Here is a 23,808-nt window from a genome sequence, read left to right as displayed (position 1 = left end):
AAAAGAATCTCGACCGGCGTGTAGAGAGCCGGTGGTCGGCTCCGACGTCTCGGGCACAGCAACGACGATCCGACGAGGAGAGCCCGATGACCGCCACCGTCACCACCCGTTCCACCAGCCGCTCGACCGCGCTGCGCCGCGCCGCATCGATGGGCCGATGGGTACTGCAGGTGTTCCTCGCCGTGCAGATCGCCTCGGGCGGGGTGCTCAAGCTCATCGGCGACGCGCGAATGGTCGACCTGTTCACCGACATCGGGATGGGGCAGTGGCTGCGCTACCTCGTCGGCGTCTGCGAGGTGGCCGCCGCCGTCGGCCTGCTGGTTCCGCGGCTGGCCGCGCTGGCCGCCCTCGGCCTGAGCGGGCTCATGGCCGGGGCCGTGGTCACCAACCTGCTCATCGGCGTCAACCCCGCGATGCCAGCCGCGTTCCTGCTGGTCGCCGGCGTGATCGTCTACAGCCGCCGCGCCCAGCTGCGCCCACTCGTCACCCGCACCCGCTGACAACCCGACCGCTCACCCACCTCATTCGCTGAAAGGAACCACCACCATGACCGACGAGATCCTCGGCGGCGCCCCGTCCGCCAACACCCCCCACCCGGCCCTGAGGACCCTCGACGTGCTGGTCGGCACGTGGCACGTGTCCGGGCCCGGACACCACGGCACCGTCACCTACGAGTGGATGCCGGGCGGTCACTTCCTGGTCCAGCACGTCGACCTGAGCCAGGACGGCGGGTCCACCACCGGCGTCGAGTACATCGGATACGACGCAGACAGCGGCACCCTGAGATCACACTTCTTCGGCAGTACAGGAGACATCCTGGAGTACGTGTACGAAGTGGTCGACCGGGAGTTGACCATCTGGTTCGGCCAGCCGGGCTCGCCGGCCCGGTACCGCGGCACCTTCGACGCGCAGGGCACCAGCGCCACCGGAGCGTGGGCGTGGCCCGGCGGCGGCTACGAGTCCGCCATGACCCGCGTCCGTCCCTGAATCGCGGCAACGCTCGGCGGCTCGACATCCTGCCCGGTTGTCGAGCCGCCGAGTGGCGGGAGGTCGACGACACCCAGCCGCCCGCCCCCTGGGCTCCGAACCGCCCATCACCAGGTTGTACCGCTAGGTCGTGTCCGGTGGATCATGCTCGGCGGGGCTCGGTAGGTTGGCTGCATGCCATCTGCACTTGTTGTTGGATACGACCCGCAAGCGATACCCGGCGTCGACGGAGAGGCCCTTCGTGCGGCGCTCGATGCGGAGCTGGCCCGGTTCGGTGAGCACGGCATCGACGCGGACATGACGCTGATCGTGTTCGGCGAATCGGCCGAGTCCACCCTCGTCGCATCGCTGACCAAGCAGCCGTGGGATGTTGTGGTCGTCGGCGCCGGGATCCGCAAGACCGAGTCGCTGCTTCCGCTCTTCGAACAGATCGTGAACCTTGTCCGGCGCCACGCGCCCCAGGCCGCGATTGCGTTCAACACCAGTGGCGGGGACAGCGTCGAGGCGGCACAGCGGTGGCTCTGAATCCCGGCCGCCCGATCATGGCTTGCCATCGCGCGCTGGCGAGGTGACCTCGCCGGGCCGGCAGGAGTCAGCTCGTTCGGCTGGCCGCTGCCGGCCCTGCCCGGCGGATGGCGCGGGTGCGCAGCACGTCCCGCACCGACCACCCGCCGGTCAGGCACCACAGCGCGATGACCGGGTCGCAGATCGCGCAGCCGAACGACGAGCCGGGCAGGAACGGGATGATCGGATTGCCGTACAGGTGGTGAACCACGTCCCAGCCGGTGTGCAGGAGCCAGCCGACGCCGATCCACCGCCACGACTCCAGCCCCCGGTACGCCACGTAGGCCAGCACCGCCACGAACGGGAACTCCCAGCCCGCCAGCCCGCCGCCGCTGAGGTACGCCGCCCCGGCCCCGGCGACCATGATCGCGTTGAACCGGCGGCGGTGTGGTTCCCGGATCAGCGAGTTGAGGCAGACGTACAGGGCGCCGACGAGCAGTGGCATGAGTATGGTCATGGCTGGTGAATCTAGGTGCGGTGGCCGGCGCCGAGCAGAGGCCGGCGAGCCATCCATCGACGGGTTCTCGCCAGAATGGGCATATGCACAGGGTGGTGGTCGTCGCGAACGACGGCGTGGTCCCGTTCGACCTGTCCGTGCCGATCGAGGTGTTCGGCCGCGCGCGGCTGGCCGACGGTCGCCCGGCCTACCAGGTGCAGGTCTGTGCGGTCACCGAGGAGGTGCGGGCGGGCGCGGTCGGGGTGCGGGTACCGCACGACCTGTCCGTGCTGGCCGAGGCCGACACGGTGGTCGTACCGGGGACCGCCGACCTGGGCGCAACGCTTCCCGCCGCGATTCGCGAGGCGCTGGCCACCAGCACAGCCCGGCTCGTGTCGATCTGCACCGGCGCCTTCGTACTGGCCGCCGCCGGCCGGCTCGACGGGCGGCGGGCCACCACCCACTGGGCCGCCGCGGCCGAGCTGGCCCGCCGGTATCCCGCCGTCACGGTCGACCCGGACGTGCTGTTCGTCGACGATGATCCGGTGCTGACATCGGCCGGTGCCGCCGCCGGGCTCGACCTGTGCCTGTACGTCGTCCGACGGGACCACGGCGCGGCGGTCGCCGCCGACACCGCGCGCGACTGCGTCATGCCGCTGGAACGGGCCGGGGGACAGGCGCAGTTCATCGCGTACGAACCACCCGTGCCGGCGGGACACGGCATTCAGCCACTGCTGGTCTGGATGGCCGACAACCTCCACCGTCCGCTCACCCTGGCCGAGATCGCCGCGTACGCCTCGATGAGCACCCGGTCGCTGAGCCGGCATTTCCGTGACCAGACCGGCACCACGCCGATGCGCTGGCTCAGCCGGCACCGGGTCCGGCGGGCCCAGCTGCTGCTGGAACAGACTGACCAGCCGGTCGAGCACATCGGCACGCTCGTCGGGTTCTCCTCGCCGACCGCCTTTCGGGAGTGCTTCCGACACGTCGTCGGCGTCAGCCCGCGCGACTACCGGGCGGCCTTCCCGCCGCCCGACCGGGACTAGCACGTCGATCAAACGCGGTCTACGACTGCCCGACGAGGAGATCCGCTGTTCGCAGTTGGCGAGCGGACTGGTGCATGATCCAGGTTGGCAGTGGTTCTGTTACGACACGCACCACCTCCCAGCCTGCGCGGCGGTAGACCTCGACGTTGCCGGGGTTGCTGGTCTCCAGAACCGCCGGCAGGTCGTCGGCGGCGGCGCGACGCAATCCCTCCCTCATGACGGCGTGACCCCAGCGACGGCCGGCGTAGTTGGGGTGGGTGCCCAGGACACCGAGGTACCAGAAGGGGGTGGCCGGCAGGGCGGCGTGGACGGCCTGGTCGTAGGCGCGAACGCGCGCCAGTGCGTCAGCCGGGAGTTGGGCGGCGAGATCCGCGTCCGACGACCCGTTCTCGACCGCGGCGGGGGGCTCCCAGATTGCGACGGAGGCACCGCGCCCGATCGTCCAGATCGTTTCCCTGCCCACCCGCTTGTCGAAGAGGTGCCCGAAGAAGGCAGCAGCATGCTGCGGATAGGTGCTCTTCTCAGGAAACAGGAACGTCAGGACGGGATCGTCGACAAATGCGGCGACCAACGAGTCGATGACCCGCCCACGGTCTGCCGGGGTGGCGACGGTGATCTCAGACGCTGTCACACCGGCGAAGGTATCTCAGGCGTCGTGCCGTCCAGGTGCCAGTGGCCGGTAGCCCGGACGGTCGCCAGGGAGACACGGTGAGGTCGCCGGCGGGCCCCTCGCGGAGGCCGCCGACACACCGGCCGGGCCGGTCGAGCAGGAATGAGGGCTGGATGACCGCTGGGTTCGACACCTTCGGCGTCGACGGGCTCCGCGAAGCGTCCCTTGTCGGTCAGATGGTGTTCGCCGACGCCGCAGAGAGGTTGCGTAGTTCGTTCAGGACGACCTGGCTTGCGGCGGTGAGAGTCGAGCGGCTGCGGACGGCCGCGTAGATGTGACGGGTCAACGGCCGGCGCAGCGGCCGGGTGGTGACGCGGTAGCGGCGGTCCACGGCCAGTTCGGGCAGGAGTGACACGGACAGTCCGGCCTCGACATGCGCCAGAAGCACCTCGTAGCTGGCGAAGCGGCCGGCCACGACCGGCTCGAAGCCGGCCTGCCGGCAGGTGCTCGTCACCAGGTTCGACAGGTACGTGCCGGGCATGTCGATGGACCAGGCCGCCTCGGCGAAGTCGGCCAGGTCCGCCGGCGTCTCCGACCCGGTCTGCGACCGCGGCGTCACGAGCACGATGTCGTCGGTGAGCAGGGGGATGGTCTGCACGTCGGGGTGCAGCGGCATGGACCCGTCGATGAAGTCCGCGGTCACGATGATGTCGTAGTCGCCGCGGCGCAGGGCCGGAAGGCTGGCCTGCGGGTCCAGTTCGGCGACCTCGAGGGCGATCCCTGGATGCGCCGTGCGTAGCCGCGCGGCGAGCGGGATGACGGCGGCGCGGATGGCGCTGGAGAAGGCCGCGAGGCGTACCGGACCCGTTGCCCGCCCGGAGAGGCCCCGCAGGTCCGCCTCGGCGGCCCTGATCTGGTCGAGGATGACGCGGGCGTGCCGGGCGAGGGTACGTCCGGCGGTCGTGAGCTGGACGCGGCGGCCGGTACGCCGCAGGAGCTCGGTGCGGGTCTCCGCCTCCAGGACCGCCAGCTGCGCCGAGACTGCCGACGGGCTCAGGTGCAGGGCCGCGGCGACCGCGCGCATGGTGCCGAGGCTGTCCAGCAGGCTGAGCATCTCCAGGCGTGCGGTGTTCAGCCGCATCGCAACCCTCCTGTGCAGGATTTCCGCACAGCGTAGCCACAAACTTCAGCTTTTCGTGCACTCCGAAGCGGGCCTACCGTGAGGCGCATGACGTTGACTACCGAGCAGAGCACCGCTGGGCAGTTCTGGTCTGACGTCGACCGCCATCTGGTGCGCTACGGCGGCTGGTTCACGCCCGAGATCATCGACCGCGCGGCGGGTAGCTTCGTGTACACCGCCGACGGCCGGCAGATCCTGGACTTCACCTCAGGCCAGATGAGCGCCATTCTCGGGCACTGCCATCCCGCGATCGTCGCCACGGTGCAGCGGGAGATCGCGAGGCTGGATCACCTGTTCAGCGGCATGCTGTCGCGCTCGGTCGTCGACCTCGCGCGCCGGCTCGCCGAGTCGCTGCCCGCGCCGCTGGAGAAGGCGTTGCTGCTGACCACCGGCGCCGAGTCGAACGAGGCGGCCATCCGGATGGCCAAGCTCGTGACGGGCCGGCACGAGATCGTCGCCTTCGCCCGGTCGTGGCACGGCATGACCCACGCCGCGGCCGCCGCGACGTACAGCGCCGGCCACCACGGCTACGGGCCCACGCCGCCGGGAAACTTCGCGATCCCCACGCCCAACCCGTACCGCCCCGACTTCACCACCCCGGACGGCGAGCTGGACTGGCAGCGGCAGCTCGACTACGCGTTCGCCCTCGTCGACGCACAGTCGTCGGGGAGTCTCGCGGCATGCATCGTCGAGCCGATCCTCAGCTCGGGCGGCATCATCGAGCCACCGCCGGGCTACTTCGCCGCGCTGGCGGCCAAGTGCCGCGAACGCGGCATGCTGCTGATCGTCGACGAGGCGCAGACCGGCCTGTGCCGCACCGGCACCTGGTACGCCTTCCAACGCGACGGCATCGTGCCCGACATCCTCACGCTCTCCAAGACGCTGGGCGCCGGCCTCCCACTCGCCGCGGTGATCACGACCGCGGAGATCGAGCAACGGGCCCACGAGCGGGGGTACCTCTTCTACACCACCCACGTGTCCGACCCCCTCGTCGCCGCCGTCGGCAACACCGTGCTCGACGTCCTCCAGCAGGAGCAGATGGACGTACGGGCACGGGAACTGGGCGACGTCCTGCGAGCGGGCCTGCTCGACATCAAGGACCGGCACGACGTGGTGGGAGACGTACGAGGACGCGGCCTGATGCAGGGGATCGAACTCGTCCTCGACCGCACGACACGAGAAGGCGCTGACGCCCTCGGCGCCCAGGTCACCCGCCGCTGCCTCGAACTCGGCCTCCATATGAACGTCGTGCAGCTGCCCGGCATGGGAAGCACCTTCCGGATCGCGCCACCTCTCACCATCACGCGAGAGGAACTAGCCCTCGGCCTGGAGATCCTCGACCAGGCGATCGGCGAAGCGGCGCTGGCCTGATCGGCATCGTCGAGGTCTCCGGTAGAGGGTTCATCGACCAAGAAGAACCTGACTACCGGGGACCTCGCGGCCACCACAGCGGTGAGAAGCGGCACGACGGCCCAGGTCACCGGGGCGAACGCGCTTCGTTCCGGCCCGGGCGACGAAAGAGAAGAGCCGGCCGCTGGCCATCTAGGTGCTGCCGATCGTGCGGGTGTGGCCGGTCGCCGGCGTCCAGGTCAGACTCTGGCCGGAGGTGTGGCTGGGGACGACGTGACCGCGCGCAGCTCGGCGGCCGTCTCGGCGATGAGATCGGCGAGGGAGGCGTCGTTGCCGGGCGCGACCCATCGGGCGAACGCCACCCGGAAGACCGTGACGCCTGACTCGGTGGCGAGGGTGGCGGTGGTCTCGCCGACGCCCTTGGCGCGCAGGGCCGCGGCGACCGTGGCCGCCAGCCCGTTCGTCTTACGCAGTTCCCGTTCCTGCAGTTCGGGGCTGGCGTCGATGATGGTTTGGCGCACCCGGACCAGGTCGAGGCGGTCGGCGAAGATCTCGTCCGCCACCTGGCGGAACGCGGTGACGACCGTCTCGAAGGGGTCGGCGTCCGTCTCGGCGACCGCCTTGACCAGGACCTCCTCCAACCGGCTGCCGCCGCTGAACAGCACCTCGCGCTTGTCGCCGAAGAGCCGGTAGAACGTGCGCTTGTCGAGGCCGGCGCGGGCCGCGATGTCGGTGACGGTCGTCTGCTCGAAGCCGCGCTCGTTGAACAGCGCCAGGGCGGCCGCCTCCAGGCGGCCGCGTGCGTCCGGTTGCCAGCGGGCCATGGGGGCAATGCTATCCGATGTCACTGAGTGACATGTCACGAGCGAGGTCATGTCGCATGGTGACATCAGAGGTGTACGGTGATGTCACACGATGACATCGGCCCTTGGGAAGGAACCACGATGCGTGTATTCGTCACCGGCGCCTCCGGCCACCTCGGCTCCGCGGTCGTACCGGAACTGCTCTCCGCCGGACACCAGGTCGTCGGCCTGGCCCGCTCCGAGACCTCGGCCCCCGCGGTGGAGAAGCTCGGCGCCCAGGTACGCCGCGGCGACCTGTCCGACCTCGCCGTGCTGCGCGAGGAGGCGGCCGCCTCCGACGGCGTGATCCACCTCGCGTACCGCCACGACCTCCTGCTGACCGGCGACCTGGCCGCTGCCGCGGAGGCCGACCTGGTCGCCCTCAAAGCGCTGGCCGACGGCCTGGTCGGCAGCGGAAAGCCGCTGGTCGGCACCAGCGGGACGCTCACCCTCGCCATGGGCGGCGTCGTCGGCCGCCCCGGCACCGAACGGGACGTGCTCCCGGGCGGCCACCGGATCGACGCGGAGAACTTCGTGGCCGACCTCGCCTCGCGCGGCGTGCGCTCCTCGATCGTCCGCCTCACGCCCACGGTGCACAGCTCGCTCGATCACCAGGGCTTCATCACGGCCATCATCGCGGCCGCCCGGCGGCACGGGTACGCCGCATACGTCGGCGACGGCGCCAACCGGTGGCCCGCCGTGCACACCCTCGACGCAGCCACCCTCTACCGGCTGGCCCTCGAGAAGGCGCCGGCCGGGTCCCGCCTGCACGCGGTCGCCGACGAGGGTGTCCCGTTCGCCGAGATCGCCACCGCCATCGGCCGCAACCTGGGCGTCCCGGTCCGGAGCATCAGCCCCGAGGCGGCGGACGACCACTTCGGCTTCCTCGGGCCGCTGGTGCAGATGGACAACCCGGCGTCGGCGGACATCACCCGCGAACTGCTCGGCTGGACCCCGGTCCACCCCGGCCTGATCGCCGACCTGGACGAGGGGCACTACTTCCAGGCGTGAATCACCAGTGGCGACCCGAGAACGAACCCGGCGTGCGCGCATCGCCGCGCATGCCGTGGGTCTGGGGTCCCCGGAGCCCTTGGCCACCGTGGCGTTCCTGGCGGATCTGTGGGAGGACGATGCGGACGCACCCGGCCGAGTCGAGGCAGGACGGCTCTGGCGCGACAGCCCGGTCAGCGCCGGCCACCAGACGCTTCGACCGTCGGTCTGTCCACCGGTGTCAGGCAAGCTCTCGGTGGCCGTTCATCGCTGTTTGCCGTTGCGGAAGAGGTCGATGGCCTTCTCGATGCGCCGTTGGCGCGTCTGGTCGGTCTTGGCGGCGTTGATGTTGTCGACGTGGTAGCGCCGCAGGCTGTTGGAGAGGTTCGCGAAGAACGTCGCCGCCGGTTCGTCCGCGGCGAGAGCGGCGGCGAAGTCGGGTGGGAGTTCCACCTCGCGTGGGGTGTCCGCGACGGTGAGGGTGACGCGGACCGGGTCCCCGCCCTTCAGGCCGGTGGCCTTGCGGACCGCGGCGCTGATGCTGACCATCGACTTGCCGCCCATCACGCCCACGGTGTTGCGGTACTCGTAGCCGTTGAGATTGACAAGCACCGGCGGCCGCTTGCCGGCCGCGAGTTGCTCCATCACCTCGACCGGCACGACGATGCCGGTGTTGTTGCCGGTGGCGGCCACGGTGGTGTCGAACGTGACGCTGTTCGGTCCGGTCGTCTCCACGTGCTTTCTCTCCTCCTCGTCGACCGTCATCGGTAGGGGAAGCGGGTCGTGGCGGGGTGCGCCGACGGCCCACCCCGGTGCTCTCATGCTGGGTCGCTCGGCTGCCTGGGGTGGGGTGTGCGCCGGTAGAGGTGGATGCAGACGGCGGCGATCCATCCCCAGCCGGTGACCACGCCGATCCACAGCCCGAGGACGGCGAGGGAGGACGCCGATCCGGTAGCCACGCCGAGGAAGCCGGCCAGCACAACCAGGCCGGCCCCGAGCGAGGCCCAGGCCCAGCCGCGCCGGCTGGTCCGGGCGAAGAAGCGGGCGAGGACGAACGCGGCCGCGACGAGAGCGGCGAATCCGACCCCGCCGGCCGCGATGTGCAGGACGCCGTGCGGCGTCACCTCGGTGGGCGGACCGTCCGGCGTGCCCACCGGGAAGCCGTTCATGGGGTCGGCGACGAAGATGCCGGCCGCCACGAGCGCCAGGCCGTACGCCCCCAGCAGGCCCGCCGCCCACGTGGTAGCGCGGCCCCGCGGCAGCGCGCGGAACACCCCGATGGCGGAGGCGACCGTCATTAGGCCGGTGAGCATCAGGGTGAGGATGTGGATCCACCCGAGCGGCCCGTTGGCGAGCAGGCTCAGGTCGTGCCGGCGCAGATCGAAGCCGTCGCGGGTCAGCGCCTGGGCCAGTCCGGAGGCCAGGTAGCAGGCGCCGGCGAGCGGGCCGTAACCGAGCAGGGAGCGGGTCACGGCGGCAGGGCGGTTGAACACCTGGTTGGCCCCGGTGCCGGGGGCGGAGCCGATCGCGTTTTCGGTGGTCATGGCGCATCCCTCTCTTGGATACTACACTGAACAGTACCGCGTGGTACTGATCAGTGCAAGAAGTCGAGGGGCGGGGAGGACATGACTGGTTCCGAGGCGAACAGTGACGACCTGCTGGTGCGGGTGTCGTTGCGGCCGCCGCACCAGGCGCCCACGCCGGACGGGTCGGCGCGAGATGACCGCTCGCAGGATCCGCGAGCGCTCCGCAGCCGGGCCGCTATCGTGCAGGCCGCCACGACCCTGTTCCTGGAACGGGGGTACGTCGACACCAGCGTCGACGACATCGCCGCCCGGGCCGCGGTGTCGAAGAGGACCGTCTACAACAACTTCGCCGACAAGGAACGGCTGTTCACCGAGATCGTGCTCGGGGTCACCGCCACCGCGGAGCAGTTCGCCGACGAGCTCATCGCGCCACTCCGCCAAGCCGACGACCTTCCCGCGGCGCTACGCGAGTTGGCTCGCCGGCACCTGGCGGCGGTGACCCGGCTCCCCGTGGTGCGCCTGCGCCGCCTGATCAGCGCGGAGTCGGCACGGTTTCCCGACCTGGCCCGCGAGTACCACCGGCGAGCACCGGGCCGCGTGCTCACGGCCCTCGCGGCAGCATTCGCCGACCTTGCCGCTCAAGGGCGGCTACGCATCCACGACGCCGAAACGGCTGCCCAGCACTTCGCCTTCCTCGTCGTCGGCGCGACGCTCGACCGGGTCATGTTCGAAGGCGAAGCAGCCATGCCCTCCGGCCCCGAACTGGATCGGCTCGCGGACGGCGGCGTCGAGGCGTTCCTCGCAGCGTACCCACCCGACGAACGTCCATAGCCGTGCCGACTCCCTGACGACATGACGCCCCGCCCTCGCGCGAACCCGCGGCGGTGCAGGCCGCCCAGCGGGCGTCCGCCCGACCCATCCTGGTCCGCCATCGACCCTGACCACCGCGGCCGCCTCCTCACCCAGATCGCCGACATCTTCGAACAGTGCGGCGAGGAGTTGGCGAACAGGCCCGCAAGAGGCCGGCGGACGGCAGGGGAGTGGGTGGGATGTCGACCGGGCTCCGCTGACAACACCGCCACCCGCCGGGCCAGCCCGTGAAGGGTCCGCCGCTGGGCCTTGATGTCGACTCGGAGGTCCCCGACGTTCGATCCTGGGGCTAGCACTACCTCAAACCAGCGGGTAGACCCCAATGTGACTGCCGTAATGCGCCATTAGCCTCATGATCATGACGATAGTTAAGCAGGCGGCAGGCGTGGTGGCCGGATCCGCACTCGTGTGCCTGGCGCTGCCCGTCGCACCGGTAGCTGCGGCACCGGACGTGGCACCATCGGGTTCGCCGCCATCTCGGTCAACGTTGCTGCAACAGGCGGGCCGGGTCGTCGCGGCCGGCGTACCTGGCGTCACCATCGAGACGCGCGATGATCGTGGTACCCGGTCTGTCGTGGCCGGGGTAGGGAATCTTCGCACCAACAAACCGCCAAGCCCCTCCGGCCAGTTCCGGATTGGCAGCATCACCAAGTCGTTCACGTCGACTCTGGTGCTCAGCCTCGTCGCGGACGGGAAGATCGACCTCGATGCTCCGATCGACCACTACCTGCCGGGGCTGCTGCCTTACCCCGAACCGATCACCGTCCGCCAGCTGCTGCAGCACCGAAGCGGTCTGTACGACTACGCGAACGTCCTGTGGCCGAATCCAAAGGTGATGGCCGAGTCGCGACACCTCGACTATGCCCCGGCAGATCTCGTACGCATCGCCATCGCCGCGCAGGAGACGCTGCCGTTCACCCCCGGCGAACAGTTCCTCTACTCCAACACCGACTACGTCATCCTCGGCATGCTCGTGGAAAAGGTCACCGGCGAGAGCTACGCACACGAACTGTCCCGACGCGTCCTGGGACCAGCCGGGTTGCGGGACACCTACCTCCCCGGACACCACCCGCGCCTGCGGCAACCGTCGGCACGCGGATACGAGGCCGTGGATTCGTCCGGCCGGTTGACCGACCTCACCACCTACAACATGTCCGTAGCGTGGGCGAGCGGCGACCTCGTGTCCACCACCCACGACCTGAACCTCTTCTACTCGGCATTGTTCGGCGGGCGACTGTTGCCCCTCCCACTGCTGCGCCAGATGCAGCAATCCGACGACGCTTTCCCCGGCTTCGAATACGGGCTCGGCCTCGGGCACACCGAGATGTGCGGCCAGCAGGTCTGGGGCCACCAGGGAGGCGTACCCGGGTACGGCACCTACAGCTTCACCAGTCCGCAGAGCGCACGCAAGATTACGATCTCGGTCAACCGCAGCCTCACGCTGAGCCCAGCTGCCGAAGACGCGATCAACGCGCTCATCGCCGTTGAGTTCTGCGGCGACCCAGCCGAGGGATAAGGCGACGGCAATCGAAAGGGCCTGACCTGCGGAAAGCGGGTCAGGTTCTTCGCTTGTTCGTCCCTCTTGTACACGTGGCTGCCGGAGCTCGCCGAAAACGCGGGCGGCTGGCGATGACGCGCCGTTGCAACAGTCCGAACGAGGTACGCGCCCGGCTGACCTCCCAGGCCAACCTCGCCTCCTACTGCTGCCGCGGCTTTCTTGGCGCCGCACGATTCTGCGGCCTGGGCCCCGCCCACCACCCGCCAGACCAAGTCCCCTCGCCGGGCATCCGACGTCGCGGACTCGCCACGGCCCCACCGACACCATAGGCGCCGCGGGGTAGACGGCCCGGCGATGCGGTGCGACCACCAATGCATTCGTTGTCGTAGATCTCCGCCCGAGGTGAGCTGGTTCCCGCCCACGATGACGTGGGGGGGCGAAGATGAGAAGGGCTCATGGACGGGGCTGGAGGTGAACGCCGGCCCGGTGGGGGAGGGCGCGACCGCAGGGGCGGTGCTGCGGAGGCCGGTCGCGCCGATGCTCGCCGCACCAGTCGATGCCGTGCCCGAGCGTCCGGGCCTGATCCACGAGCCGAAGTGGGACGGTTATCCAGAGACTTTGAGGTGTGTCAGGGGCGAGACGTCGCCGCGCAGTCAACCTGACCATGCCAACCCACACGCTTGATCGAGACCACGCTGATTTGCTACCGGCAGCTCTGCGACGATGCGGTGTCCGCTTCTGTCGACGGCCTCTAGGTAGTCGGACAACGGGACGTCGCGAAAGACCTATGCGTTCGAGCGGGGAAGGTTTCAAGCTGCCTCGCGGTGGTGAGGCTTGGTCCCGCTCTTGCTCAAGGGAGCCGACCTGATCCGAGCGGCCCGAGCCGAGTGCCGACGACCGATTGCTCTGGACACATAACAAACCCGACCAGCATTAGCACATATGATCTAAGACTGAGGTATCGTCCGGGAATGACGTCCTCGGATGCAGCACCCAGTTCACCCAGGTTGAGCCCTCGACAGCAGCGGATCTTGGAAGTGATCCGCGAGTGGGTCGAGCGCCACGGTTATCCGCCGACGGTGCGTGAAATTGGTGCTGCCGTCGGACTCGGCTCCCCGTCATCGGTGACGCATCATCTGAAGGTGCTCCAGCGGCTTGGCCTTGTGCGGCGCGCTGCCCATGGGCCGCGCGCCGTCGACGCGCGGCCATCGGCCAGCGCCACCGCGCCCGATCTGGACTTGTGCCCCGGTGTCCGAGTCCCGCTCGTTGGGGCCATCGCCGCCGGGGTCCCGATCCTCGCAGAGGAGCATGTCGAGGAGATCCTGGCCTTGCCGTCCGAGCTGGTCGGCCGAGGCACGTTGTTTGCGTTGCACGTCCGCGGGGATTCAATGATCGAGGCGGGCATTGCCGATGGAGACGTCATCGTTGTACGACAGCAGGTGTCCGCTGAGAACGGTGACATCGTCGCCGCGTTGATTGATGACGAGGCCACCGTCAAGGTCTACCGCAGCCGCGATGGGAAGGTCGAGTTGCTGCCCCGCAACCCGCTCTACCCGGTCATCCCAGGGGACGAGGCGGTGATCCTTGGCAAGGTCGTATGCGTGCTAAGGCGTGTTTCATAAGCCGGTCAGAGCCACTCGGTGATGATGGTGATGGTCAGGACGGCTTGGAAGCGGACGGCCAGCTTGTCGTATCGAGTGGCGACGCCGCGGTGGCGTTTGAGTCGGTTGATGCCGTTCTCGACGGCGTGGCGTAGCCGGTAGAGGTCCTTGTCGAAGGTGGGTGGGCGGCCGCCCTTGGAGCCTGTGGCTTTGCGGTGGGCGTCCTGGTCGGTCTTGCGGGGGATGCATGCCTTGATCCCGCGTGAGCGCAGGTATCGGCGGTTGCCGCGGCTGGTGTAGGCCTTGTCGGCCAGGACCAGGTCGGGGCAGGTGCGGGGCCGGCCGACACCGAGGCGGCTCACGCGGATGCGGCGCAGGACGGGAATGAACTGCGGGCTGTCACCACGGTGCCCGGCGGTCACGATCAGGGAGAGGACCTTCTGTCCCTGCTCGCAGGCCAGATGAGTCTTGGTGGTCAGCCCGCCGCGGGATCGGCCCAGCCCGTGATCGGCCGGTTCGTCGTGCACGCCGCCGGGCGGTTCCTTCTGCAGATGCCCGTCGGTGCGGGCGCCGGCGGCGTGCTGGTGGGCGCGGCTGGTCATCGAGTCCACGCTCACCGTCCAGCCGATCCGGCCGATCGCGTCGCCGGCGGCTTGCAACGCGGACAGGATCTTGTCCCAGGTCCCGTCCCGCTGCCAACGACGAAACAGGCCGTAGACGGTAGGCCAGGGCGCGTACTCGGCCGGCACGTCCCGCCATGGGGCGCCGACCCGGATCCGCCACCGGATCCCGTCGATGAGCTGCCGTTTCTCCCACTTCGGCGGACGACCCGTCGACGGCGCGGCAGGTAACAGCGGGGCGAGAACAGCCCACTGCCTGTCGGTCAGGTCATGCCGCCTCGTCACCGCTACGCTGGGCACGAGGTCTCCGGTATGAAGTTCTTGCTTGGTCGCAGAACCAGATACCGGAGACCTCTTCAGTTATCGATCACCGCCACGCGGCAACTTGTACGGATCCCACGACTTACGAAACACGCCTTAAGCGTCAGCCGGTGAAGCCGAGCAGCTGGTACCCGAGTACCCGATAAAACGAAACGGCTGCCCGGGAGCAGTCCCGGGCCACCGCTTGTGGTTTATGCCTGGAAGTAGTGCCCCTCGTCCAGGTCGGCGATTAGGCCGGGGTGGGTCGGGGTCCAGCCGAGCATTTCGCGGGTGATCGCGGCCGACGTCGGGTTGTCCATCTGCGCGAACGATCCGAGGAAGCCGAAGTAGTCGCCCGCCTCCTCGGGTCTGATGCTGCGGACCGGGATGTCCAGGTTGCGGCCGACGGCGGCGGCGATCTCGGCGAAGGGGACGCCCTCGTCGGCGACCCCGTGTAGGTGCGAGCCGGCCGGCGCCTTCTCGAGGGCGAGCCGGTAGAGCTTGGCCGCGTCGAGCGTGTGCACGGCCGGCCACCGGTTGGTGCCCTCGCCGACGTATGCGGCGTACCCGTTCTGTCGGGCGGTGGCAATGATGGCGGTGATGAAGCCGTGGTGGTCGAGCGAGCTGTGCACCGTGGGCGCGAGCCGGACGATCGAGGAGCGCACGCCGCGCGAGGCGAGGTTGGCCACGAAGTTCTCCGCGTCGATCCGGTAGCCGCCCGGGAATACGTCCCGTTCGGTGCCGGGGCGGCCGACGACGCCGCCCATGACGAGCATGGCCGTCCCGCTCGTGCCGACGAGCGGCTTGCCGGAGCCGTCCAGGCCGTCGGCCAGTGCCTTGAGGGCGATTAGGTCGGCCTCGGCAGCGGCGGCCATTTCGCCGGTCAGCATGAGGTCGTGGCGGAACGCGAGGTGGATCACGCCGTCGGAGGCGGCCGCCTCCTCGCGTAGCACGTCGAGGTCGGACAAGTCGCCGCGGCGCACTTGGGCGCCGAGCTTCTCGGTCGCGGCGGCCGACGCGTCGGAGCGGGCCAGGCCGACGACCTGGTGCCCGGCGGAGAGTAGTTCCGGCAGGACCGCGGAGCCGAGGTGGCCGGAGGCGCCGGTGACGAATACGCGCATCGTGGTTCCTTCCCAGGGACCGATGTCATCTTGTGACATGACCGTACACCGCGATGTCACCACGCGACATGCTCTCGTCGAGAAGATGTCGCCGTGTGACATCAGATACCATCGCCGACATGACCCGCTGGCAACCGGACGCGCGCGGCCGCTTGGAGGCGGCCGCCTTGGAGCTGTTCCGCGAGCGCGGCTTCGACCAGACCACGGTCACCGACATTGCGGCCCGCGCCGGCGTCGACAAACGCACGTTCTACCGGCTCTTCGGCGACAAGCGCGAGGCGCTCTTCAGCGGCGGCAAGCTGCTGGAGGGGGTCCTGGTCAAGGCGGTCGCCGAGACGGACGCCGCCCCTTTCGAGACGGTTATCGCCGCCTTCCAACGGGTGGCGGACGAGATCTTCGCCGATCGCCTCGACCTGGCTCGGGTGCGCCAGTCCATCATCGAAGGCAGCCCCGAGCTGCAGGAGCGCGAGCTGCGCAAGACGAGCTCGCTGGCGGCGGCGGTCGCCGACGCCCTGCGTGCCAAGGGCGTCGGCGAGACCGCGGCCACCCTGGCCACCGAGTCGGGCGTCACGGTCTTCCGGGTGGCGTTCGCCCGCTGGGTCGCGCCCGGCTGCGACGCCTCCCTCACCGAACTGATCGCCGAGATGGCCGCCGAGCTACGCGCAGTCACATCGGCCCCAGCCGTTCCGGCCCCGAACGCGGCGACGCTCACCTGACGGTCGTGACGAAACGTCGGCAACACTACTGAACGGGTGCACTCTTATGCCGCCGGGCGTCACGGGGCGTCACGAATCGCGGTGGCGCTCAAGGCACCGTCGTGCCGAATTGAATGTGGCCGCGATTGGCGGACCGCCACGGCAGCGTGCTGTGTCACCTGCCCGATCTGGTCGCTGAACTTCGCGGCAATCCGAAGCCACCGAGTGAGTGAGCCTAGGGCTCGGCGGATTGAAGTCTTGGCTTGGCTCCGTAGCGCAGGCCGTCGATGAGCAGGGCGATCATGCGCTCGGCGCGGATGAGGTCGGGGTGGGACAGGTTGGCCACCGCGTGCAGGAGTTCCATGGGCTCGATGTCGCCGCGGATCTCGCCGGCGGCGGACGCGGCGGCGAGCAGCGAGCCGAGGGCGGGCTCGAAGCGCTGCTGGAAGTAGGCGGGCAGCGGTTCGAAGGCGGGATTGCCGGAGTGCAGCGCCGCGGCGAGGCCGTGTTTGGTCGCGAGGAACCCGGTGTACCGCCGCAGCCAGCGGGTGAGGGCCTCGAGCGGTTCGTACTCGGCTGTCAGGGTGGCCGCAGTGTCGGCGCAGGCGTCGACCTCGTGCCGAAAGACGGCGGTGACCAGGTCGGAGCGCTCCGGGAAGTGGCGGTAGAAGGTGGCGAGCCCGACCCCGGCCTTGGCGGCGATCTCGCGTACCGGGGCGTCCACGCCTGAGGTGGCGAAGACCTCGCGGGCCGCGTCGAGCAGCGCGTCGATGTTGCGTTGCGCGTCGGCGCGGACGCGACGTGGCCGGTCAGGTGTGGCCGCGCTCACTGAAGGCCTCCCGTGCAGAAGTGAGAAGATGTTCCGTATAGTGTTAAGTGATAAGCCGTTCCGCTTGGTCGATGATACGCCTCCGGAGGAGAGCCATGCACTACCGCACGCTGGGCCGCACCGGCATCCAGGTCAGCCCGTACTGCCTGGGCGCGATGATGTTCGGCGGGGCCGGCAACCCCGACCACGACGACTCGATCCGCATCATCCACAAGGCCCTGGACGCCGGCATCAACTTCGTCGACACGGCCGACATGTACTCGCGCGGCGAGTCCGAGGAGATCGTCGGCAAGGCGCTCAAGGGGCGCCGTGACGACGTCGTGCTCGCCACGAAGGTGTGGGGACCGATGGGTGACGACCCGAACCAGCGCGGCAACTCCCGACGCTGGATCATCGCCGAGGTCGAGAACTCGCTGCGCCGCCTGCGGACCGACCACATCGACCTGTACCAGGTCCACCGGCCTGACCCGACGGTCGACGTCGAGGAGACCCTGTCCGCCTTGACTGACCTCGTACGCAGCGGCAAGGTCCGCGTGATCGGATCGTCGTGCTTCCCCGCCTCCGACATCGTCGAGGCCCAGTGGGCCGCCGAGCGCCGCGGCCTCGAACGGTTCCGCACCGAACAACCGCCCTACTCGATCCTCGACCGCGGCATCGAGCGCGAGATCCTGCCCGTCGCCGAGCGGTACGGGATGGGCACGCTCGTCTGGAGCCCCCTGGCCCAGGGCATGCTCACCGGACGCTTCCGCAAGGGCCAGCAGGCCGACACCCACCGCGCTGCCTTCGGCTTCAAGCACTACCGCGACGAACGCCGCCTCGACGCCGTCGAGCAACTCATCCCGCTCGCCGAGCAGGCCGGAATGAAGCTGACCCACCTCGCGATGGCGTTCGCGATCGCCCACCCCGGCGTCACCTCGGCCATCATCGGGCCGCGCACCATGGAGCACCTCGACGACCTGCTCGCCGGCGCGAACGTCACCCTTGACGACAAGATCCTCGACGAGATCGACGCGATCGTCGCGCCCGGCACCGACGTCGGCCGGCTCGACATGGCCTACGCCCCGCCCGCACTCGAGCGCGCCACGTTGCGCCGGCGCCCGGCCGACGAGCGAGCCGCCGCCTGAGAAAGACGGGAGAACACCGTGACCGCGACGCCCATCACCCGCCGCTGGCGGGTGATGGGCGTCATCGGCATGGCCGAGCTGATGGTGACGCTCCGCCGGGGTGGCGACGCCGCCGGCGGTGAACAGACCATCGACGTAGTCGAGGCGTGCCCCCCCCGTCTTGATCGGAATGTTCCAGGGAACCGGCCAGCTACGGCCCGATGCGCCACCGGCCGCGAACCAGGCAGGCTCGAGAGCCCCGGGAACTTCATCTGCATGATCAGGTGCACTAATCTGCCGCTCCCGGCGTGCTGGCGTTCATCACCGCTGGTGACGCGCCGTAATGTATGGCTGCCTATCCTGCTCCCGCTTCCAACGCCGTACCGGCCGATCAACTCGTCCTGCGAGCCGCGGTATCCGCCTTCCTGGCCCGCTACCGTGGCCAGACACGCGTCCATACCGAGTCCGACCTGCACGTCTTCCTCCGCTGGTGCAGCGACCACGGCCTTGACCCGCTGACGGCGGTGCGGGTGGACATCGAGCGGTACGTTTGCTGGCTGCAAGACGTACGCCGGTATCAACCCTCGACAGTCTCCCGCCGGCTGTCGGTCGTGGTCGGCTTCTACCGGGTCTGCGTCATCGACGCCCTCCCGAAGCACTCGCCGGCCGACTATGTCCGCCGACCCACCGTGCCGGCCGAGTCACCGACCCTCGGACTGGGGCACCTACAGTTCGAAGCCCTGATCGCCACCGCCCGGAAGTCCTCGAACCCGAACGACTTCGCCCTGGTCGCCCTCCTGGGCCTGCTCGGCTTGCGCATCTTCGAAGCCTGCGGGTCGAACATCGCCAACCTCGGAGAGGAGCACGGCCACCGGGTTCTGCGTGTGCGCCGCAAGGGCGGCAAGGTCGTCCTCGTCCCGCTGCCACCCGCGGTCGCCCGAGCCATCGACCGGGCCGTCGACGAGCGCACCAGCGGACCGATCCTGCGCAACACCCCACGGTCGGCGGATGGATCGGCACGCCGCCACCCGCCGACTCAAGCACCTCGCCGACACGGCAGGCATCCGGATGCCGAGGATGCACCCCCACATGCTGCGCCACACCTTCGTGATCACGATGCTCGACGCCGGCGTCAGCCTCCGCGACGTGCAGATCGCCGCCCGCCACGCCGACACCCGCACCACCATGCGCTACGACCGAGCCGCAAGAACCTCGACCGCCACGCCAACTACATCCTCGCCGCGTACATGCCCTCCGGGACGTAGCAAGCGCTCGCGGCTTTGTCGAAATCAGTGCGTTTGCTGCTGCGGCGCGTCTGGCCAGTCGGCCACGATGACCAATGGAACCGAGTCGGGCGACCGATAGTGGTCCCCGGGAAGGTACTCGATGTGCTGATGCCGATTGACTGTCCGGTCATCGGCGGTCTCGGCTTGCTCAGCCACGCCGTCGAGCGCATCCCAAATGATGTCGAGATACTCGCGACCACCGGAGAAGTGCAGCGTGGTCCCGCCTTGCAGACGGACAAGCAGCGGACCGGCGGTCGCCTCTTGACTGACAACCCCGCCGGTGATCGCCACCTCAAAGGGCTCAGGATGTTGGCGTAGCAGCCGGCCGAGGGCGCGGAGGGCAGCCGGCGACCCGGCAAGCTCCAACTCGCCGTCGCTGACGGAAAGACGGCAGCGCCGGTGATCGTCCATCGGCGCATTGTCCCGCACCTTGCGGCCCCTCACGTCGCCGGCACCGCTTCCGGATCTGCCCTCTGTGCGCGCCTCGGCGCTATCCAGCCGCTAGGCGGTACTACTCGGAGGGATTCTCTTCCTCGGCGTCCTCCCGGAATCGGCCCCTTGCCTGCATGACGTCCAACGCCGCGCGAGCAGCGGGTTAAATCCTGCCCGGCCAGCCGGAGGCGATGAAGTCGTCGTCAGTGTCATGCCCAGGCGTCACCGCGCAGGCTGCCTGCAGTAGTCCGTGTACCGCACCGAGTCGCTCAACCTCCTCGGGCGTGAAACACGACCAGTCGCGCCACTGCCACGGGATGTCGTCGTCGATCACGTCGAAGAACAGGTTGACGTAGTCGCCAACGCCGACGCTGCGAACGCCTGAGTCACCTTCGCTCAGGGCGACCAGCGCTTCCATGGCACGACTGCGCAGGCGTTGCTCGACGAGGCGCTCGCTGGGGCGTTCGGGATCGTCCACACCTCGAAGGTAGCGGCTCGTCAGGTCAAGCAACGCAAGCTCATGGCGCAGTGCACTCGCTGCTGAACAGCGCAGGCGAGTGACCGCGGGCAGCGACCGTCTGTTCTCGTGGCCGTCGCCTGACGCGCCCGCTCAGTCGTCGACGTCCTGTGCCGCGGCGACGATCGGCTCGAGCCGTGCGATCAGCTCGTCGAGCTCGTCGGCGGTGAGCACGTCGTACGCCGGCGCCGCCAGCTCGTCGGTGAGGGCCTCGATCCGCTCCTTGGTCTGGCGGCCGGCGTCGGTGAACCCGCCGGCGGCGTCCACGAGGCCGCGGTCGCGCAACCCGTCGACGACAGCGGCGAGCTGTGCCGTGGGCAGGTGGTGGGTCCGGCCGAACTCCTCCGCCCGCATGCCGAGGGAGAGGGCGAGCAGGACGTGGGCCTCGGTGCCGCCGATGCCGTGGGCGAGCAGGGCGGCGTTGTGGCCGTCCCCGCGGTGCTCCCGCAGCAGCGTCGCCGCGTGCCAGAGCCGGGCCACCGGCTCGGCGGGCACGTCGAGCGCCCGCAGCCCGGCGTACAGCGCGCGGCCCTCGGTCGGCGCGCTGACCGCTGCCCGGGTGGCCAGGCCGGCGGCCCGCACCAGAGCGGGGGAGTCGGCGAGCTGCCCGATCCTCTCCCGCAGCGCGGCGGCGCTGCCTCGCTCGCGCACGGCGATCGCCTCCTGCGGGGTGGTCTTCCCCCAGACCCACGGGATGTGGCGCGCCACCTCGCCGTCGGCGAAGTTGTAGAAAACCGCGTGCACCACCTCGGCCGGCGCCAGGCCCAGCGGCGCAGCCCGGCCCGCGAAGTACCCGTCCCAGTAGTTGCGCATACCCAAGGCCAGGAACGCCTCGTTCGGCACCTCGGAGAAGGTGACGGTGGCGATCGGCTCGACGAGCTCGAACATGCGGTGGACCTTGGCCAGTGGGTGCGGCATCGCTCGGCATCTCCTTCGGTCGCGCTCACCCGAAATCCGCCCGTCTCGTCGGCTGCGGCGTCGAATCGGCCGCCGAAGATGGTGACCCGCTCACGCAGTCCGTTGCTCAAGCCGAGGTAGGTGACCACCGTGGACGCCTCGTCACGCCTTACACCCGGCTCCTTGCTGGTCATCAATGCCGCGCGGGCGTCCAGTTCGCCGGCTCGGCCGGCTTCACCTTCCGCCTCATTCGAGTTGATGACAAGGCGACCTATGACGGCTGCACGTGGCTGGAGGGATACCAACTCGACGGCCAGGGCGCGGCGTTGCTCGCCGGTCGATCTTCATACAGACGGCCGGGCTGGCGCCGGCGCGCACCGCTGCAGAGTGTGCGCCGGCTCGACCGCGGGCTTGTCGCTCGGGCGGTGATCGGCGGTGACGGTATCGGTGGTGGCCGCACTCGCCGCCCCCTGCCGGCTGGATGCGGTGACGCCGGAGGTAGTGGCGGATTCTCGCCGGCTACTGGGGCGTGTGCTGGCGGACGCGCGGCGATCGGCTGTGCTTGCAGCTCACCGCTGCCAGTCGTTCGCCCTGCTGATGAAGGTCAGCCGGAGCGCGAACGTCAAGCTGGCCGAGGTAGCCCGCTATCTGGCGGACACCCGTGAGCTCGGGCGCCCCGCTGAGGCTGGTCGGCTCGCGGCTCCTCGATGCCGAGGACCGTCAGCATGCCTGTGAACTGCAGCACGCGCCGTACCGCTGGGTTGCGGGTTGACGGCGACCAACTCCGGCCCTCAGCGCTTCGCTCTGGAATCCGGTCGTCCGGCCTGGTCCTCGGCTGAGAAAGAACGGTGACGTCAGCGAGCCAGGCCAGCCGGTCGGTGAGCGAGCAGCCAGCTCGCGGAGCAGGAGCCGCGGACCGCGGCGGCGACCACGCCGGTGCCGCGCGGCGGAGGTACTCCGCACCTGTATCGGGTGGGCCATGTGGGGGCGCTACCCACAGGCGCCAACACCGGGCTGCTGGCGCCGGTGAGGTGTGTGTCGGAAGTCTTCGGGTAGGGCGCAGGGGACCGAGAGAGGGAGTTCCCGATGCCGAGCACCACCATGCCGATGCTGAGGACGTACCCGAAGCCGATGAACCTGGACCGGGCGAAGCTGGCGGCTGCGATCGACGCGCTCAACGACTGCGCGCAGGCCTGCACCGCGTGTGCGGACGCCTGCCTGAGCGAGGACGTGGTCGCCGAGCTGACCAAGTGCGTCCGGACGAATCTGGACTGCGCGGACATCTGCGCCACCACCGCCCGGGTGCTGTCCCGGCACACTGGCTACGACGCCAACATCAGCCGCAGCCTGCTGGAGGCGTGCGCGACGGCGTGCAAGTCGTGCGGGGACGAGTGCGTCCGCCACGCCGACCAGCACGAGCACTGCCGGATCTGCGCCGAGGCCTGCCGCGCGTGCGAGCAGGTCTGCCGGGACCTGCTCGCCACCATCAGTTGAGCATCGCAAGCGGCGCCGCAACGTGTGCGGCGCCGCTCGGGTTTGTTACCGCTTGGCCTCGTGTTTGGCCATCCGGGGCTGCTCGTCGCGCTGTCCAGTGGTCAGGAGATGGAGCTGCGGGACGGTCCTTCTACAGAGAAAGTGGCGATATCACCCGGTTCCCGAGGACCAGCCGCCTACGCTCGAACCGAACGGTTTCTAGGCAACCAATCCTGTGTAACGTCGGGTACCGCTGCGCCTAGAAGCTGGCGTGGGTCGGTGGTCGCAGGCGGGAGCGTGAGCATGCACCGAGGAGGGGCAGCATGAGCGAGCAGGAGCAGCGATCGGACAGCCAGCCTCGACTGCATCAGCACGGCCGTGAGATCCAGCGGTTCGGCAGCGTGCGGCAGTTGCCGGTCGGGCTGGCCGACGACGTGCGGAGGTACTCGTGTGAACGGCTGAACACAATCCTCGCCGATACGCGGATTCTGTACTCGTTGTACAAGAAGCATCACTGGCTGATGCGTGGGCCGACGTTCTACCAGCTTCATCTGCTGCTCGACAAGCATGCCGACGAGCAGCTCGAACTGATTGACATGGTCGCGGAGCGCATCCAGACCCTCGGTGGGATTGCGGTGGGGGACCCACGTCACGTCGCCGAAGTGACGCGGGTGCCGCGTCCGCCGGACGGGGCGGAGGAAGTGCCGGCGATGCTGTCGCGCCTGCTTGAAGCGCACGAGCTGATTCTCCGCGACGCGCACGATGCCGCTGGGCGGGTGGCTGAAGGCGGTGACGACGGTAGTAACGACCTGCTGGTGTCGAATCTGATCCGCACCAACGAACTTCAGACATGGTTCATCGCAGAGCACCTCGTCGACACGCCCGTTGTGCGGACCTAGCGACGATCCGGTTGCGTCCACGGAAGTGGTGTACGACTTGCCCGTGATGGGCGTGTTGGGTAGATAGGAGACGGCCACCGCGCGATCCTTCGAGACGGCTAAGCCCAGTGAAGGAGAGTGATGCGCGATGGCCGCA

The 23,808-nt window shown here is 69.3% G+C and carries 26 protein-coding genes and 1 pseudogene; 15 read left to right on the top strand and 12 right to left on the bottom strand.

Going from position 1 to position 23,808, the window contains the following annotated elements:
- Nucleotides 1-86: 86 nt before the first annotated feature.
- From D7I43_RS28220 to D7I43_RS28210, 3 genes are all read left to right on the top strand, one after another.
- Complete coding sequence (locus D7I43_RS28220; RefSeq protein WP_204985306.1) at nt 87-500, top strand: DoxX family protein; 414 nt, start codon at nt 87-89, stop codon at nt 498-500.
- Nucleotides 501-546: 46 nt separating this feature from the next.
- The gene (locus D7I43_RS28215) at nt 547-987 is read left to right on the top strand and encodes a DUF1579 family protein (protein WP_120331626.1); all 441 of its coding nucleotides are present in this window, start codon (nt 547-549) and stop codon (nt 985-987) included.
- Between the two features lie 174 nt (nt 988-1,161).
- Nucleotides 1,162-1,512: a hypothetical protein gene (locus tag D7I43_RS28210; RefSeq protein WP_120331625.1), complete on the top strand. Its 351-nt coding sequence runs from the start codon at nt 1,162-1,164 to the stop codon at nt 1,510-1,512.
- 67 nt (nt 1,513-1,579) lie between these two features.
- On the opposite strand, the gene D7I43_RS28205 is transcribed toward D7I43_RS28210, so the two are convergent.
- Nucleotides 1,580-2,008 carry a DUF6010 family protein gene (locus tag D7I43_RS28205; protein ID WP_120331624.1) on the bottom strand — a complete coding sequence of 143 codons (429 nt, stop codon included), beginning with the start codon at nt 2,006-2,008 and terminating at the stop codon, nt 1,580-1,582.
- 83 nt (nt 2,009-2,091) lie between these two features.
- Here D7I43_RS28205 and D7I43_RS28200 point away from each other — a divergent pair, with 83 nt between their 5' ends.
- Nucleotides 2,092-3,033: a GlxA family transcriptional regulator gene (locus tag D7I43_RS28200; RefSeq protein ID WP_120331623.1), complete on the top strand. Its 942-nt coding sequence runs from the start codon at nt 2,092-2,094 to the stop codon at nt 3,031-3,033.
- Nucleotides 3,034-3,052: 19 nt separating this feature from the next.
- On the opposite strand, the gene D7I43_RS28195 is transcribed toward D7I43_RS28200, so the two are convergent.
- Both D7I43_RS28195 and D7I43_RS28190 read right to left on the bottom strand, forming a co-directional pair.
- On the bottom strand, nt 3,053-3,664 hold the full coding sequence (locus D7I43_RS28195; protein ID WP_120331622.1) for a GNAT family N-acetyltransferase: 612 nt from the start codon (nt 3,662-3,664) through the stop codon (nt 3,053-3,055).
- 211 nt (nt 3,665-3,875) lie between these two features.
- Nucleotides 3,876-4,784: a LysR substrate-binding domain-containing protein gene (locus D7I43_RS28190; RefSeq protein ID WP_120331621.1), complete on the bottom strand. Its 909-nt coding sequence runs from the start codon at nt 4,782-4,784 to the stop codon at nt 3,876-3,878.
- A gap of 87 nt (nt 4,785-4,871) precedes the next feature.
- Between D7I43_RS28190 and D7I43_RS28185 the strand changes: the two genes are divergently transcribed.
- Nucleotides 4,872-6,194 (top strand): aspartate aminotransferase family protein, encoded by a 1,323-nt coding sequence (locus D7I43_RS28185; RefSeq protein WP_120331620.1) that lies wholly within the window; start codon nt 4,872-4,874, stop codon nt 6,192-6,194.
- Between the two features lie 218 nt (nt 6,195-6,412).
- Here D7I43_RS28185 and D7I43_RS28180 read toward each other — a convergent pair whose 3' ends face one another.
- Nucleotides 6,413-6,997 (bottom strand): TetR family transcriptional regulator, encoded by a 585-nt coding sequence (locus D7I43_RS28180; protein ID WP_120331619.1) that lies wholly within the window; start codon nt 6,995-6,997, stop codon nt 6,413-6,415.
- A gap of 120 nt (nt 6,998-7,117) precedes the next feature.
- On the opposite strand from D7I43_RS28180, the gene D7I43_RS28175 reads away from it, so the two are divergent.
- A complete protein-coding gene (locus D7I43_RS28175; RefSeq protein ID WP_120331618.1) occupies nt 7,118-8,026 on the top strand; it encodes an SDR family oxidoreductase in 909 nt (302 codons plus the stop codon).
- Nucleotides 8,027-8,269: 243 nt separating this feature from the next.
- On the opposite strand, the gene D7I43_RS28170 is transcribed toward D7I43_RS28175, so the two are convergent.
- Together D7I43_RS28170 and D7I43_RS28165 are read right to left on the bottom strand one after the other, a co-directional pair.
- On the bottom strand, nt 8,270-8,827 hold the full coding sequence (locus D7I43_RS28170; RefSeq protein ID WP_204985305.1) for a YdeI/OmpD-associated family protein: 558 nt from the start codon (nt 8,825-8,827) through the stop codon (nt 8,270-8,272).
- Entirely contained in the window at nt 8,824-9,549 is a 726-nt protein-coding gene (locus D7I43_RS28165) for a DUF998 domain-containing protein (RefSeq protein ID WP_120331616.1), read from the bottom strand. Before D7I43_RS28165 ends, D7I43_RS28170 begins: the two co-directional genes overlap by 4 nt.
- Before the next feature lie 81 nt (nt 9,550-9,630).
- Between D7I43_RS28165 and D7I43_RS28160 the strand changes: the two genes are divergently transcribed.
- From D7I43_RS28160 to lexA, 3 genes are all read left to right on the top strand, one after another.
- Nucleotides 9,631-10,362 carry a TetR/AcrR family transcriptional regulator gene (locus D7I43_RS28160; protein WP_120331615.1) on the top strand — a complete coding sequence of 244 codons (732 nt, stop codon included), beginning with the start codon at nt 9,631-9,633 and terminating at the stop codon, nt 10,360-10,362.
- 397 nt (nt 10,363-10,759) lie between these two features.
- On the top strand, nt 10,760-11,917 hold the full coding sequence (locus D7I43_RS28155) for a serine hydrolase domain-containing protein (protein ID WP_158610169.1): 1,158 nt from the start codon (nt 10,760-10,762) through the stop codon (nt 11,915-11,917).
- A gap of 953 nt (nt 11,918-12,870) precedes the next feature.
- On the top strand, nt 12,871-13,521 hold the full coding sequence (lexA, locus tag D7I43_RS28145) for a transcriptional repressor LexA (protein ID WP_120331612.1): 651 nt from the start codon (nt 12,871-12,873) through the stop codon (nt 13,519-13,521).
- A gap of 5 nt (nt 13,522-13,526) precedes the next feature.
- Here lexA and D7I43_RS28140 read toward each other — a convergent pair whose 3' ends face one another.
- Nucleotides 13,527-14,405: an IS5 family transposase gene (locus D7I43_RS28140; protein ID WP_400326917.1), complete on the bottom strand. Its 879-nt coding sequence runs from the start codon at nt 14,403-14,405 to the stop codon at nt 13,527-13,529.
- Between the two features lie 227 nt (nt 14,406-14,632).
- Nucleotides 14,633-15,541: an SDR family oxidoreductase gene (locus tag D7I43_RS28135; protein ID WP_120331610.1), complete on the bottom strand. Its 909-nt coding sequence runs from the start codon at nt 15,539-15,541 to the stop codon at nt 14,633-14,635.
- A 53-nt stretch (nt 15,542-15,594) separates the two neighbouring features.
- Between D7I43_RS28135 and D7I43_RS28130 the strand changes: the two genes are divergently transcribed.
- On the top strand, nt 15,595-16,257 hold the full coding sequence (locus D7I43_RS28130; RefSeq protein ID WP_240033202.1) for a TetR/AcrR family transcriptional regulator: 663 nt from the start codon (nt 15,595-15,597) through the stop codon (nt 16,255-16,257).
- Between the two features lie 214 nt (nt 16,258-16,471).
- On the opposite strand, the gene D7I43_RS28125 is transcribed toward D7I43_RS28130, so the two are convergent.
- A complete protein-coding gene (locus tag D7I43_RS28125) occupies nt 16,472-17,065 on the bottom strand; it encodes a TetR/AcrR family transcriptional regulator (RefSeq protein ID WP_204985304.1) in 594 nt (197 codons plus the stop codon).
- A 95-nt stretch (nt 17,066-17,160) separates the two neighbouring features.
- On the opposite strand from D7I43_RS28125, the gene D7I43_RS28120 reads away from it, so the two are divergent.
- The 3 genes and pseudogenes from D7I43_RS28120 (at nt 17,161) to D7I43_RS34465 (ending at nt 19,533) form a co-directional block, all read left to right on the top strand.
- Complete coding sequence (locus D7I43_RS28120) at nt 17,161-18,189, top strand: aldo/keto reductase (RefSeq protein WP_120331607.1); 1,029 nt, start codon at nt 17,161-17,163, stop codon at nt 18,187-18,189.
- Nucleotides 18,190-18,515: 326 nt separating this feature from the next.
- Nucleotides 18,516-18,785, top strand: a pseudogene (locus tag D7I43_RS34470) (hypothetical protein); the annotation flags it as partial.
- 391 nt (nt 18,786-19,176) lie between these two features.
- Nucleotides 19,177-19,533, top strand: a complete 357-nt coding sequence (locus D7I43_RS34465) for a tyrosine-type recombinase/integrase (RefSeq protein WP_363607206.1) — start codon at nt 19,177-19,179, stop codon at nt 19,531-19,533.
- On the opposite strand, the gene D7I43_RS28110 is transcribed toward D7I43_RS34465, so the two are convergent.
- The 3 genes from D7I43_RS28110 to D7I43_RS28100 all read right to left on the bottom strand — a co-directional run bounded on the left by D7I43_RS28110 (nt 19,458) and on the right by D7I43_RS28100 (nt 21,321).
- Entirely contained in the window at nt 19,458-19,865 is a 408-nt protein-coding gene (locus D7I43_RS28110) for an Imm32 family immunity protein (RefSeq protein WP_120331606.1), read from the bottom strand. The genes D7I43_RS34465 and D7I43_RS28110 overlap by 76 nt on opposite strands.
- 184 nt (nt 19,866-20,049) lie before the next feature.
- Nucleotides 20,050-20,364, bottom strand: coding sequence for a hypothetical protein (locus tag D7I43_RS28105; protein ID WP_120331605.1), 315 nt, complete (start codon nt 20,362-20,364; stop codon nt 20,050-20,052).
- A 132-nt stretch (nt 20,365-20,496) separates the two neighbouring features.
- Nucleotides 20,497-21,321, bottom strand: a complete 825-nt coding sequence (locus D7I43_RS28100; protein ID WP_192902293.1) for an SCO6745 family protein — start codon at nt 21,319-21,321, stop codon at nt 20,497-20,499.
- Nucleotides 21,322-22,386: 1,065 nt separating this feature from the next.
- Here D7I43_RS28100 and D7I43_RS28095 point away from each other — a divergent pair.
- Together D7I43_RS28095 and D7I43_RS28090 are read left to right on the top strand one after the other, a co-directional pair.
- Nucleotides 22,387-22,794 (top strand): four-helix bundle copper-binding protein, encoded by a 408-nt coding sequence (locus D7I43_RS28095; RefSeq protein ID WP_120331604.1) that lies wholly within the window; start codon nt 22,387-22,389, stop codon nt 22,792-22,794.
- 302 nt (nt 22,795-23,096) lie between these two features.
- Complete coding sequence (locus D7I43_RS28090) at nt 23,097-23,672, top strand: Dps family protein (protein ID WP_120331603.1); 576 nt, start codon at nt 23,097-23,099, stop codon at nt 23,670-23,672.
- The last annotated feature ends 136 nt before the right edge of the window (nt 23,673-23,808 follow it).

Source organism: Micromonospora globbae, assembly GCF_003610785.1.
Classification (GTDB): Bacteria; Actinomycetota; Actinomycetes; order Mycobacteriales; family Micromonosporaceae; genus Micromonospora; species Micromonospora globbae.
Note: the sequence above shows the minus strand (reverse complement) of the source record. Positions and strands in the feature narration are given on the sequence as shown.